Annotated in this window: 17 protein-coding genes; 8 read left to right on the top strand and 9 right to left on the bottom strand. The window is 47.1% G+C overall.

What is annotated here, in order from left to right; translation table 11 throughout:
* Positions 1–885: an alpha/beta fold hydrolase gene (locus QJS83_RS10320; protein WP_284604576.1), complete on the top strand. Its 885-nt coding sequence runs from the start codon at positions 1–3 to the stop codon at positions 883–885.
* 51 nt (positions 886–936) lie between these two features.
* On the opposite strand, the gene QJS83_RS10315 is transcribed toward QJS83_RS10320, so the two are convergent.
* Positions 937–1,551: an ATP-dependent Clp protease proteolytic subunit gene (locus tag QJS83_RS10315; protein WP_284604575.1), complete on the bottom strand. Its 615-nt coding sequence runs from the start codon at positions 1,549–1,551 to the stop codon at positions 937–939.
* 53 nt (positions 1,552–1,604) lie between these two features.
* Between QJS83_RS10315 and QJS83_RS10310 the strand changes: the two genes are divergently transcribed.
* Positions 1,605–2,186, top strand: a complete 582-nt coding sequence (locus QJS83_RS10310; RefSeq protein WP_284604573.1) for a TetR/AcrR family transcriptional regulator — start codon at positions 1,605–1,607, stop codon at positions 2,184–2,186.
* Here QJS83_RS10310 and QJS83_RS10305 read toward each other — a convergent pair.
* Positions 2,183–2,590: a hypothetical protein gene (locus QJS83_RS10305; protein ID WP_284604572.1), complete on the bottom strand. Its 408-nt coding sequence runs from the start codon at positions 2,588–2,590 to the stop codon at positions 2,183–2,185. The genes QJS83_RS10310 and QJS83_RS10305 overlap by 4 nt on opposite strands.
* A gap of 49 nt (positions 2,591–2,639) precedes the next feature.
* On the opposite strand from QJS83_RS10305, the gene soxR reads away from it, so the two are divergent.
* Positions 2,640–3,098 (top strand): redox-sensitive transcriptional activator SoxR, encoded by a 459-nt coding sequence (gene soxR, locus QJS83_RS10300; RefSeq protein ID WP_284604571.1) that lies wholly within the window; start codon positions 2,640–2,642, stop codon positions 3,096–3,098.
* Here the strand turns inward: soxR and QJS83_RS10295 are convergent, their stop codons facing one another.
* From QJS83_RS10295 to QJS83_RS10285, 3 genes are read right to left on the bottom strand one after another with little or no spacing between them, the layout of a single operon-like run.
* Positions 3,099–3,461: a DUF1428 domain-containing protein gene (locus QJS83_RS10295; protein WP_284604570.1), complete on the bottom strand. Its 363-nt coding sequence runs from the start codon at positions 3,459–3,461 to the stop codon at positions 3,099–3,101.
* 47 nt (positions 3,462–3,508) lie between these two features.
* On the bottom strand, positions 3,509–4,816 hold the full coding sequence (locus QJS83_RS10290) for a sensor histidine kinase (RefSeq protein WP_284604569.1): 1,308 nt from the start codon (positions 4,814–4,816) through the stop codon (positions 3,509–3,511).
* The gene (locus QJS83_RS10285; protein ID WP_284604568.1) at positions 4,813–5,505 is read right to left on the bottom strand and encodes a response regulator transcription factor; all 693 of its coding nucleotides are present in this window, start codon (positions 5,503–5,505) and stop codon (positions 4,813–4,815) included. The genes QJS83_RS10290 and QJS83_RS10285 overlap by 4 nt, the downstream gene beginning before the upstream one ends.
* Positions 5,506–5,665: 160 nt before the next feature.
* Here QJS83_RS10285 and QJS83_RS10280 point away from each other — a divergent pair, with 160 nt between their 5' ends.
* Complete coding sequence (locus tag QJS83_RS10280) at positions 5,666–6,115, top strand: Spy/CpxP family protein refolding chaperone (RefSeq protein WP_284604567.1); 450 nt, start codon at positions 5,666–5,668, stop codon at positions 6,113–6,115.
* Positions 6,116–6,294: 179 nt separating this feature from the next.
* On the top strand, positions 6,295–6,705 hold the full coding sequence (locus QJS83_RS10275; protein ID WP_284604565.1) for a CoA-binding protein: 411 nt from the start codon (positions 6,295–6,297) through the stop codon (positions 6,703–6,705).
* Positions 6,706–6,747: 42 nt separating this feature from the next.
* On the opposite strand, the gene QJS83_RS10270 is transcribed toward QJS83_RS10275, so the two are convergent.
* The 3 genes from QJS83_RS10270 to QJS83_RS10260 all read right to left on the bottom strand — a co-directional run bounded on the left by QJS83_RS10270 (position 6,748) and on the right by QJS83_RS10260 (position 8,846).
* A complete protein-coding gene (locus tag QJS83_RS10270) occupies positions 6,748–7,143 on the bottom strand; it encodes a DoxX family membrane protein (protein ID WP_284604563.1) in 396 nt (131 codons plus the stop codon).
* Between the two features lie 148 nt (positions 7,144–7,291).
* On the bottom strand, positions 7,292–7,594 hold the full coding sequence (locus QJS83_RS10265; protein WP_284604562.1) for a hypothetical protein: 303 nt from the start codon (positions 7,592–7,594) through the stop codon (positions 7,292–7,294).
* Positions 7,595–7,718: 124 nt separating this feature from the next.
* A complete protein-coding gene (locus tag QJS83_RS10260) occupies positions 7,719–8,846 on the bottom strand; it encodes a Rieske 2Fe-2S domain-containing protein (protein ID WP_284604561.1) in 1,128 nt (375 codons plus the stop codon).
* A 133-nt stretch (positions 8,847–8,979) separates the two neighbouring features.
* Between QJS83_RS10260 and QJS83_RS10255 the strand changes: the two genes are divergently transcribed.
* Positions 8,980–9,492 carry a DUF1440 domain-containing protein gene (locus QJS83_RS10255; RefSeq protein ID WP_284604560.1) on the top strand — a complete coding sequence of 171 codons (513 nt, stop codon included), beginning with the start codon at positions 8,980–8,982 and terminating at the stop codon, positions 9,490–9,492.
* Between the two features lie 2 nt (positions 9,493–9,494).
* Here QJS83_RS10255 and QJS83_RS10250 read toward each other — a convergent pair whose 3' ends face one another.
* Positions 9,495–10,376 (bottom strand): SDR family oxidoreductase, encoded by an 882-nt coding sequence (locus tag QJS83_RS10250; protein ID WP_284604559.1) that lies wholly within the window; start codon positions 10,374–10,376, stop codon positions 9,495–9,497.
* 109 nt (positions 10,377–10,485) lie between these two features.
* Between QJS83_RS10250 and QJS83_RS10245 the strand changes: the two genes are divergently transcribed.
* Together QJS83_RS10245 and QJS83_RS10240 are read left to right on the top strand one after the other, a co-directional pair.
* Positions 10,486–11,166 carry a hypothetical protein gene (locus QJS83_RS10245; RefSeq protein ID WP_284604558.1) on the top strand — a complete coding sequence of 227 codons (681 nt, stop codon included), beginning with the start codon at positions 10,486–10,488 and terminating at the stop codon, positions 11,164–11,166.
* On the top strand, positions 11,159–12,199 hold the full coding sequence (locus QJS83_RS10240) for a guanosine monophosphate reductase (protein WP_350159290.1): 1,041 nt from the start codon (positions 11,159–11,161) through the stop codon (positions 12,197–12,199). Before QJS83_RS10245 ends, QJS83_RS10240 begins: the two co-directional genes overlap by 8 nt.
* Positions 12,200–12,201: the final 2 nt, after the last annotated feature.

Raw genomic sequence — 12,201 nt, 5'->3', positions numbered from 1 at the left:
ATGAAAGCTCTGTTAGTATTTATACCGTTTTTTATTCTTGCAGCTTGCACACATTCCCCTAAAGGGTCTTCATCAAAAAATCCTGCACCGCAAGCGCAAAGCGGTTATGCACCTGTGAACGGTCTAAATCTTTATTATGAAATTTATGAACCGACAGAAGAACTTCACAATCCTATTCCCCTTCTTTTGCTCCATGGCGGAGGCGAGACCATCGAATCGAACTACGCGCGCTTTATCCCGTTAATCGCGAAACATCGCCGAGTCATCGCTATGGAAGAACAAGGCCACGGCCACACGGTGGCGATCAACCGCCCCTTCACTTTCGACAACTCAGCAAAAGACGCAGCGGCTTTGCTCGAGTATTTGAAAATTGAGAAGGCGGATATCATGGGCTTTAGTAACGGAGGCACCGTCGCTTTGCGTGTCGCTCATTTTCATCCGCATAAAGTGAACAAACTGATCATCGCTTCGGCGCAATACCGCCGCGACGGAATGATCAAAGGATTTTGGGATGGCATGAACAAAGCCCGTATAGAAGATATGCCGAAGTCTTTGCTTGATGCGGACCGCAAGATCAATCCGGATCCAAAACATCAGGAACAACTCTTCTTGCAAGACAGTAAACGCATGCAAAACTTCAAAGATATTCCTGAAAAAGAAATCAAGTCGATCTCTTCACCCACACTTGTCATTATTGGCGACAAAGACGCCATCACTGTGGAGCACGCTGCGAGAATGTCGCGCACTCTGCCCCACGGACGCCTTGCCGTTCTACCGGGCACACATGGCAGCTATATCGGTGAAGTGAGCTCTGGAGTCGCGGAAAACAGCCGCGCACCTGAAGCCACCGCTTTGTTTGTCAGTGAATTCTTAGATTCTAAATAGCAAATCTTCGTCCTCACGGGACTCGAAAAGAAAAAACGAGTCCCGCGAAACTTATACCGCGTTTTTGAGTTTGTTCTTTCTAAACTCAACCACGTGATCAATAAGCCCAAATGACTTCGCATCCTCGGCACTCATATAGTAATCACGTTCCATAATTCCAGCGAGATGATCCGCGCTTTTTCCGGTATGAGTTGCGTATATCTCGGTCATTTTCTTTTTCATACGCACAAGCTCTTTAGCATGAATCTCTATATCGGTGACTTGACCGCCGATACCGCCATCACCCAAATGCGGCTGATGCAAAAGAATACGACTGTTCGGCATCGAATATCTTTTACCTTGCGCACCCGCCATCAAAAGGAAAGACCCCATGCTTGCCGCCATTCCCATGCAATAGGTGGCCACATCACATCTTACAAACTGCATGACGTCGTAGATTGCGAGCCCCGAAGAAACCGAGCCGCCAGGAGAATTGATATAAAGATGAATGTCTTTATTTGGGTCATTCACCTCAAGAAAAAGCAGTTGCGCGACAATCGAGTTCGCAACGTCATCATTGATCGCTGTTCCTAGAATGATAATACGGTCCTTCAGAAGCCTTGAGTAAATATCATAACTTCTTTCACCGGCCGATGTGGACTCGATTACATAGGGATTGATTGCCATAGAATGCACCTCCTTCTTGATAATAAGTGAATAACCATTTACTATCTAGAAATATGGCAAGACCCAAAAAAGTCAGTGATTCTGAGATATTGTTAATCGCATTCGAGGTCATTTCTAACGAAGGCTTTGAATCATTTACTTTTGAACAAGTTTCCAGGGCCACGGGGCTTTCTCCGGCGGCGCTTGTCAAACGCTTCAAAACGAAAAAACGTCTGGCTTTTTTAGCCCGCAATCAAAAGTGGGATGAAAATATGGCTAAGATGAATACCACGAAAATCTCTGAACTGAATGGTCTGAATGGGATCTTCGAGTTTTTGCGCCTTATCGCTAAAAGCGTTGATTCGAAAAGATTGGGTGAGCATTTGCGATGGCTGGGTACCGAAGCGGAAGATCCGAAAGCAAAGAAAAAAGTCGCTTCTTATTTTGCAGAAACGCGCGGGATTTTCCGTCGTCTTATCGAGGAGGCCATCGCAAATCGTGAAATCAAGAAGGTCTCTGACCCGGAAGATCTTGCGATGACTTTAGAAGCTTTAGTGCAGGGCTCGATCTTTCAATTCGGTTTTCTTAACGAAAGAAATATCGAGCGACATCTCGTCAGTCGCTTTCGCTCTGCACTTCAACCCTTTACGTCTTAAAGAGCCGGTTTCGCGACGGCGAGCCAGATAGCGGCCACGCCCAATCCGCTTATAAGAAGCATCGTGATCCCTGAAAGTTTCGGCCTTTTCGCAAGCAAAAGAACACTCAAGCCCAACGCCACCCAAATAACTGTTTTCACCGAAGCCCACTTTGGAAAAGCCGCGTGCATACCCAGCGCGGACACCAAACCAAAGGCGCTCAGGAAAAGAGTCAGCCAGGAAATGCCGTGAAGAATAAAACCCGCTTTCCTGAGTTTCCCTGGATTTGTTTGCAGCGTCGCTGCCAAAATCATTCCGAAACTTAAGAACAAGACGGCAAGACTGATCAAGTGAATGATCTTTGAAGGAACGTAACCCATTTTTTCTTTCTCCCCTTTTGGTGGATTTTGTATTAATGTGCCCACTCTAGAACCTCAACAATACTTGAGGTCAAAGAAATAATGAGGTTTTCGCATGGAAGAAAATGAAGATATAAAAACAACCCTCTCTGTCGGAGAAGTCGCCAAACGCAGCGGCGTCGCTGTTTCCACTCTTCACTTTTATGAAGCAAAAGGTTTGATTGCAGGCTGGCGCACAGAAGGAAATCAACGCCGTTATCACCGCGCTGTGCTTCGCCGTATTGCGATTATCAAAATCGCTCAACGTGCAGGAATTCCTCTTTCCGTTATTCTTGAAGCACTGGCTGATTTACCGCACGATCACATCCCCAGCGCGAAAGACTGGCGCCGCTTTACAGAAGCTTGGAAAGATATGCTGGAAGAAAGAATCACAAGTTTGATACAGCTGCGGGATCAGATTACAAGCTGCATTGGCTGTGGCTGCTTGTCCTTGAAAGAGTGTCCGTTAAGAAATCCAGACGACAAACTGGGACAGCAGGGACCAGGTCCCCGCCACCTTATTGAAAGCGAATAATTATTTGCCTTCGACGAGGACGTCGAAACCACCATGACTCATGCGTTTAATATCAAACGGCATGCTTTTAGGATCGACATTCATAATGCGCGGGTCTTTCATGACCTTCGCATTCACGCGGTCACGATGGGCCTTTGACTTATAAACGATCCATGAAAAAATCACCGTTTCATTGGGTTTTAATTTCGCCAAACGTGGAAATGGCACACCGAATGGAGATTGCATATCTTCACCGACACACTCGAAATATTCCAGTGCACCATACTCCATCCATACCTTTCCCGCTTTTTTCGCTATCGCTTGATAGGCTTTTACATTTTTTTTGGGAACGGCAATCACAAATCCGTCGACATACTTCGCCATAATTTCCTCCTTGCTCATTTTCTCCACACGCGCACAGCGAAGGCAAATTAAAAAGCGGAGTTCGTTGCAGGAATACTCAGGATAAATTCACAGCCTTGACCTAGTTTGCTCTGCACAGAAATTCGTCCCCCGTGCGCTTCCACGATGGATTTTGCAATGGCGAGCCCCAAACCAAACCCTGACTTTCCTGGCGAGCGAGCCGCATCCGCGCGATAAAAAGGTTCAAAAATATGCGGCAAGTCTTTCTCCGCAATGCCCTTCCCGTCATCTTTCACTTTCACGCACCACTGATCCTTGTGTTTCGTCAGGGTGACCGTGATCTCTTGGGAATTTTCTTTCGCATACTTGATCGCATTCTCGATAAGATTTCTTAACACTCGCTCGATCTGCATGGGATCAATAAAAGCCTTGCCGTCGGTCTCAAGCTTCAAGAGCACGTTCGGGGACACTTCCTGATAATCGCTGACAATACCGGCAAGAAGTTCGCTCCAAGTCACTTCAACTTTTTTTAGAGAAGCTTCCCCTTCACGCAGACGGTAGGACTCTAAAATCTCCGAGACCATCTCTTCCATTTTACGCAAATCCTCTTTGATGGAAGTTTTTAATTTCTCGTCGGACATCAGATCCACTGCCACACCCACTCTTGTCAGAGGACTGCGCAATTCATGACTCACATCACGAAGAAGTTGTTCTTTGGAACGCACCATTTTCTCCAAACCATCCGCCATGCGATTAAAAGCTTCGCTGATGATTTGAAACTCTCCGCCTTGGCGTGTTTTCACCCGGTACTTTAAATCCCCGGCGGAAATTTTAGCCACACCTGTAAGAAGCACCTTGATAGGTGACATCATCCAGCGGATCGTCAAGAAACTCATGATTAAAATAAAAAATATAAATCCCGCAATGGCCGCAAACGGAAAGGCAAATCCCCGCGGAAATTCTTTGGCGGAAATAAACCACGCCGTTTTCGGCGAGGCTCCTTTGAGTTCTGCAAAGAAATAACCTTTCTTTCTTCCGAGAGAGACCTTGTCCGATTTATGGGAATCTTCTTTTTCGAGCTCTGCGAAGGACGGCAGCCCCTGGCGATTGGCGAGATCTTCAAAACCTTCGACCCGTGCATAAACATGCAAATCTTTGTAAAGCTCCTCAATTCCCTCTTCCGACAAAGATGCATTTAATTTCTGCTGCAAACCCGAAAGATAAAAAACGATGTTCTTTTCAGCCACTCCGGAAAGTGCTTTTTCCGGCGACAGGGAATGCGCCAAAAGAAAAACGCCTCCCGTAATCAAAATCGCCGTCATCAGAAACGTCAGAAATATGCGCAATAAGAGTTTCTTCTTCACTCGATGTTTCACAGAACTTCCTCCACCGGAGCAATAAAACAATACCCCTCGCCCCAGACTGTGCGCAGATAAACCGGAGCTTTCGCTGGATCTTTAAGCTTCTGTCGGAGCCTGCTCACCGCGACGTCAATACTTCTGTTATAGGCTTCCCAGTCCACACCGCGCAGTTCATCCATAATCCGATCGCGCGAAAGACTTTGCCCGGAATGCGCCATTAAAAACTTAAGCAGTTCATACTCGTGTGTGCTGAGATTCAGATTCTGGCCCTGCAAAAACGCCGCACGCAATTGCGTATCCAGAACAAGATCACCCGATTTCAATTTGCTTGAAAGAGCCGTCTTGCGGTAACGGCGGATCAGACTTTTGATTCGCGCGACAAGCTCGCGAGCTTCGAAAGGCTTCGGCAAATAGTCATCAACACCCAGTTCAAGACCTAAAACTTTGTCAGAGGTTTCCCCGCGAGCCGTTAACATAAGAATCGGAACCTCACTGAAGCTGCGTATTCTTTTACAGACTTCAAAACCATCCATCTCTGGCAACATGACATCCAGAATGATCGCATCGAATTTATCTTTCTTAAGAGACGACAGTCCTTCCGAAGGTAAAAGCGTTTGCACAATCTGCAATTCGAATTGCAGAAAATATTGCTTAAGCAGATCGCCCAATTTCTGATCGTCATCGATCAATAAGATACGGTTCATAAAGACATCATAAGACAATCCCCGCCCGAACCAAAGATATTTTCCCAGAATAATCAAGCGGTTACAATTTGTTACAAAGATTAACACTCCTGAAACCACCCTCGCCCGCAAAAGACCTAAACTGTTTTTAACAACGCAACCCCTAGGAGGAAAAAAATCTATGAGACATCATCACCATTCACACCACCATAGAAAATGGCCAAAAGTTTTAGGAATTCTGCTTGCGATTGGCAGCGTCGGTTTTCTAAGTGGATGCCATAAAAGTCCGGAAGAAAGAATCAGCGCCATCAGTGAAAAAATCGCCGACAAACTTGATTTCAATGAGCAGCAAAAAGCTCTCTTAGGCGACATCACTTCAGAAATGAAAAAAGATTTCGCGGAGGAAAAAAACGTTCGCAAAGGCATGAAGGACACTGTTAAAGGTCTCATCTTGGCTGACGATTTAGATAAGTCCAGAATCAAAGAACTCATTAAAGCTCGCCAGGCACGCTTCGACGCCAAGGTCGACAAATACTTAGACAAAGTCGCAGCTCTTCATAAAACTCTGACTCCGGAGCAGAAAAAAGAGATGATCGATAAAATCGAGAAGTTTCATGCGCGATGGGAATAGAACATGTATCTAGTTCTCTTTGCCAGTGCGCCAAAGTCGTGGAGACCGCGGCGCTCCAAAAAAGATAAAGACAAGACTCCCCAAAAAACGGAGCCTGACCAATAACATAAAGTTTAGAAACAGATGCCTTTCCTCGAAGAACGGACTAAACTCTGTAAATCGAAGAAAGGCGCCTTATCATGAATGTCAAAGACAGCGAAATCAAAGGTCTTCTGGAAAAGTATAAAAAATTTGCCGTTTATGGGTTAAGCCCGGACTCCACTAAGGCGAGCCATTATGTTCCTGTCTACATGCGCGATCACGGTTGGCAAATGGTCGGCACCTACCCAAAACAACACTCCGAAGGCGGCTTTCAAATCTATAAAAGCCTTCAAGAGATCCCGGCAGAGTATCGCAAGTTCGTCGACGTCTTTCGCAGCTCTGATCGCATTCCTGAAGTCGTCGACGAAGTTCTCGCTGTTGGCGGCGTTGAGGTGCTCTGGCTCCAATTGGGGATTTCTCATCCAGAGGCGGAAAAGCGCGCCGAAGATGCGGGAATCAAAGTAGTATCAAATCGTTGTTTGATCATCGAACACAAGCGCTGGTTCTAACAAAAGAAGCCTCTGCGCGAGGCTTCTTTGAGTCACCGTCATTTACGAGCGGCGAGAAAACAACGGACGATACAAAGCCCAATATGCTGTCGCAGCTAAAATGTGCAAAGCGATCATTGCAACTGGCATAATAGAGTTTTCAAGTCCAGGTGTCATAAATGAGTGGAACAAGAAAATCTGTAAAGTGATAGGAGCCAAGATCACAAGAGCCAACGGCGCTGCGAATCCGGACAACAACAAAAGACCGCAAAGAGTTTCAGTTCCTTTTAACACCGGAAAGAAATAAGGAGCCGCCATCATTCCCCCCATGAAGGTCATAGCTGCCTCGGGAAACGGTGTCGGTGGTGGCGGAATAAAGTTTAGAAATCCATTTAATCCGAAAACGAAATAAATAAGCCCCAAGATGATTCTTGAGATCATAGCGATTTTGTGTTTCATGCACTCCCCTTGTTGTGGTTATTTAACACAAGTCTCTGCCATTATTTCATAGCAGATTACCAGGCAAAGCAAGCTTCTTTAGTTTTTCAAAAATAAAAAGCCGCCCTCGGATGATGGCGGCTTTCGTTCACTCAGGAAGCGGAACTTTCTACTGCGCTAAGAATTCACCGATGATTTGCGCCGCGGTGTCTTCGCTGTAGTCGTAAGAAAGAAGCATGTCTTTCAGTGTGAGGATTTCCTCGTCACTTAGACGCTTGCGCACGCATCGATCCGTGATTAATGCTTTCACCACTTTGCTTTCCACGATTTGATAAGGAAGCTCCACGATTCTTAGTTGCTCAATTTGACGAGTGGTTTTTTTACTGGCTTTGCAGTATGAAGCGGCGGAAGCTTCAAAACCGCTGAGCAACAAAGCCATCGCCGCCATTGTTACCATTGATTTTTTAAACATAATGTCTCCTGTTTTTGCTAAGGTTTTACGCCCAAAAGGCCCCTGTCGCCACTGCGGAATGTGCTGAGGTTAAAAAGGTGAGACTCGCCTATCACAAGGACAGATGTTCACAGCCGGTGAACCTTCAGATTTGCGAATTGATGTGGGGATCGTCGCGATGCCCGTGAATGTTAAAGGCTTTTCGGCCCGCCCGCTGCACCAAGGTATTCGGGGCATTGGCCAGAATCAAAGACTGCGCTAAAGTCGCACAGCGATTGATAAGTTCTTCGGCCGCCTCGACCAAGACTTTGCTGTGTTGAACGTAGCGAACGTTGTGTTCCATGTTTTCCATGCTCCACCCTAGAGAGTGCGCAATGTAAGGAAACGGCGGAAGATGAAATCCCAACTCCGAAAAAAATCCCATCATGCCACCTGCGACAGCTTGCACATTGTCTTGACCACCGGTGATGATGAACCCGGCGACCTTATTACAGATCAGCTGATTGTTATGGATGGTGATTTGATTTTGAATACAATTGAGCCGCTCCACCATTTTGAAATACAGTGAGCTCGCCGAGCCCCAGCGAATCGGCGTAGAAACGATAATAACATCCGCCCAATGCACAAGATCTTCATAAACTTGGTCCAACTGATCCTGAGGATCCAGCTGAGTGATCGAACAAGGCCAGATACACGCGTGAGAGCTCTTCGAATAAAAACCCTCGCAATGGCGAAACTGCAGCTCTCGCAACTTTATCAAATGCGTATCGTATCCTTGCGTTTTGGCGTGTTGTAAAGCTTCCTGCAAAAGAATTTCCGATGTCGAAGGACGCGGATACTTTAAGTCCATCGCTGTCGCCGAGATCCCCGCAATTCGCAGGGGTCCCGCCTGCCGCTCCGGCTTTCGCGCCAGCGCCATTGGTTCATGATGAATATGATTTCGCGTCGTCAGTCTTTGCAAGCTTAACAAAACCCGGCCGCCTTCCACCTTCACGGGAAAAATGGGTACGCGATCCGCTTCATATCCCGGCTCACCCTCGCCCGTCTTCCAATGAAATTTGTAGTAGTGCCAGGGACAAACGACATAATCGCCTTCAAGCACACCGTCCCCGAGCGGTCCTCCGACATGATTGCAAACTCCGGAGATCGCACTGAATTCGTCATCTTTATAAATGAGCGCAATCTTTTTACCCGCCACTTCCAACTGTCGCAGCGGTTTTGTTTTTAAGTGAGAGACCTCGCCGAGATCATGCCATTCTTCAGTGTTTGCCATTCCCACAACGTAACAAACACAAACGGCGGAGTCTGTTTGAATGTATGCAAGGAAGCTCTGTTTTATAACACAAGTCCTCCCTTTCCCAAGGAGGAAGCCTATTCTGAAGGAAACTTATCGAAAAGGAGCTCTTATGAACTTTCTATTTCGAGGAATCTGGGCCAGCGTTCTTGCAACGAGTTCTATGACTTTGGCTCTTTTCAATCGTTTTACAAAACTTCCCGCTTCTCAGCAAAAGCCGTTGCCCCCCGCGCAACTGACCCAAAATATCGCGAAGAAAACGGGCCTCGCTGAAAAAATGGGTCCGCAAATGCAGGAACAAGCGACAATGTTTTCGCACTATGGATACGGCCTCGCCTGCGGCGTGCTCTATTCTTATCTTGCGACAAAAGTTCCTGGCCCGGCGATGGTCAAAGGCGGCCTTTTCGGATTGGGAGTCTGGGCTACGAGTTACTATGGTTTGATTCCCGGCATGAATTTAAAACCCTCTGCTAAAGACATGGCCCGCGAGCGCAATATCATGATGGCCGCAAGCCACGTCGTGTGGGGAGCTGCTTTAGGCTATAGCGAAGAAGCGCTTCGCCGCAAAGGTAAAGAAATGCTTGCAGCAGGACAACGCCGTTCTTCCTTAAAAGATCTTGTTTAAACTTAAAGAGAAATATCTGGCGGAGGACGAAGTTTCCACTCGTCCTTCATCTCAAAACAAAAATCTTCAAAGCGACGAGGGTGTTTACCCGTGAGTCTTTCAAAGGCGTCGGTCACCTGCGAAGCCATGCCCTCTCGGGTCGCACGATGCAGGCTCATGATCGCATCCATTTGCCAACGATCCTCCATCGTATTTTCCAAAAAGCGACGAGCCACCTCTTCCGTCACGGGAACATAAGCCAGGCGGCGCGCCACCTGATTTGAAATAAGCGCCACCGCTTCGGCGTTGGAAATCGCTCTTTCTCCTGTCAGATCGAAGGTCAGTTTATGATAAGGCGAAGGATCATCAAAAACCCGCAAGGCCGCTTCAGCGACATCGCGAGCATCTACGAAGGAGGTTCGCCCTTCCCCCTCTGGTAAAAACAAAGCCCCTTGGCGCAAAGGTTCGCCATGTGAAAAAATAAAATTTTGCATAAACGTATTGGGCCGAAAGATGCAATAGCGCAAACCACTTTCAGCCAACATGTCGTCCACGGCTCCGTGCACTCTTTGGAAAAGATATTGGGACGTTGGCGAGGCCCCTAACTCAGAAACTTTTAAGACAAATTGCACTCCCGAAGACTTGGCCGCGCGTAGAATTTTTTCCGCTTCGGGAATCATATTGGGGGCGAGAGGCTGCAAAAAGAAAAGGATGTCAATATCGCGAAATGCCTGCTCAAGGAGCGAAAAATTATCATAATTCAGTTGCAAGGAACGCACCCCCGAGGGCAGACGTTCCAAACTGCGAGAGGTGGCAATAAAGTTCCGTCCCGCATTGCGCAAGGACTCGATCACTTCCCGACCAAGAATGCCACTTGAACCCATGACCATGATACGATGGCCCATAACAGTATCTCCCCTTTTGACATTATCCTTCATAGGGAGGGCGAAGAAGACGTGTTTCTTAACAAGACTTCGCTTGACTCGTCTTTTCTTTCGCGATCTAAATACTTAAGTGAAATTTTTTGCTGAAAACCTTCAGGTTTTTAAAAAAGTCTTCCTGCCCCTGTTTGTCTTGGTCGTACTGTCGAGCAACATCGACCAGTACCTAAATCTGCACATAGAATCAGCACTTCGCGATCCCAGTGGAGCTCAGCAACAGGTTTATCTTTGGGGTTTTCTTTCCATTATCAGCAGCATCGTCTTTCCGGTCTTATTAATGACCGTGGCTCTTTATGCCTTGAACACTCTGGTCGGCTTCGCGGACGGCCTGGAAAGCTTCCTGGGCAAGAATTTGAATCAAGTGGCGATCGAAACTTTGCGTTCGTGGGGAAAAACCCTTTTATGGTCCTTGCTTTTTATTCTTCCGGGAGTTTGGAAGTATATCGAATACAGTCTGGTTCCTTTAGTTGTGACGACGTCGAAACGCTACGATGAAGGCAAAGAAGACGCTCTTCAAAAATCCTCACAAATCGTGCGCCGTAATTTCGGAAAAGTATTCGGAGTCTTTGTCTTATTTCATCTCTTCCTTCCGGTTCTGCTCTCTGGACTTTTTGATTCCTACCGTCTGGTGTGGAAAACACCTTTGGCGAGCTTGGTGCTCTCGGCTCTGGACACGTATTTACTTTTGGTATCAACTCATATTTTGTTCAATATTTTTAGAAGCGAGGTAAGAAAACATGACGCTCATGTTTAACTGGAAAGACATTAAAAATCGCGGTCGCGGTCTCACATTTGATGACGTTTTGATTGTGCCGGCTCGTTCAGACATCCGCTCTCGTCGCGATCCGCACCTCACCACTAAATTGACTAAAAATATTTCCATCGAAACGCCGATCATCAGCGCAAACATGGACACGATCACAGAATACGATATGGCCTTTGCGATGAACCAACTCGGCGGCGTAGGTATTCTTCACCGCTTTATCACTATTGAAGAACAAGCATCGCAGGCTCGTCGCTTGAAAGAGGCCGGCGTAAAAGTTATCTCTGCCAGCGTTGGCGTGGGTGAAGAATTCAAAGCGCGCGCAAAAGCGGTTATTGATGCCGGCGCCAATGTGATCACGATCGACATCGCGCACGGACACTCCGTGCAAATGATGGAGACGATGAAATGGCTTAAAGACAATTATCCAAAGATTGATATTATCGCCGGCAATATGGCGACTCCGGATGCGGCTCGTGATTTGATCGAAGCCGGTGCGGATGCAATCAAAGTGGGCATCGGTCCTGGATCTATGTGTACCACTCGGATCATCACAGGTTGTGGCGTGCCGCAATTGACGGCGGTGGCTTTGTGCTCTGAAATCGCGGAAAGCTACGGCGTCCCTGTGATCGCTGACGGCGGTATTCGTACTTCCGGGGACATGGTGAAAGCTTTCGCTGCGGGCGCAAATGTCGTTATGCTTGGCAGTATGCTTTCCGGCACAATTGAAACGCCGGGCGAAATCAAAAATGGAAAAAAACAATACCGTGGTATGGCTTCACGCTCGGCTCAAGACTCTTGGCGCGGCGGCGTTCCTGAAGGTATGGCTCCAGAGGGCGAATCAACTCAAGTCAATGTGAAAGGTCACGTGAAAGATGTGATCCTCGAAGTGACTGGTGGCATTCGTTCAGGCATGAGCTATGTGAATGCAACGACTATTTCTGAAATCCGTGAAAAAGCATTGTTTATGGAAATGTCGGCGAACGGAGTTGCAGAGTCTCGGGCTCACGGGGTAAAAACTTAAGA

This window comes from Bdellovibrio sp. 22V (genome assembly GCF_030169785.1).
In the GTDB taxonomy this organism is placed as follows: Bacteria; Bdellovibrionota; Bdellovibrionia; order Bdellovibrionales; family Bdellovibrionaceae; genus Bdellovibrio.
Note: the sequence above shows the minus strand (reverse complement) of the source record. Positions and strands in the feature narration are given on the sequence as shown.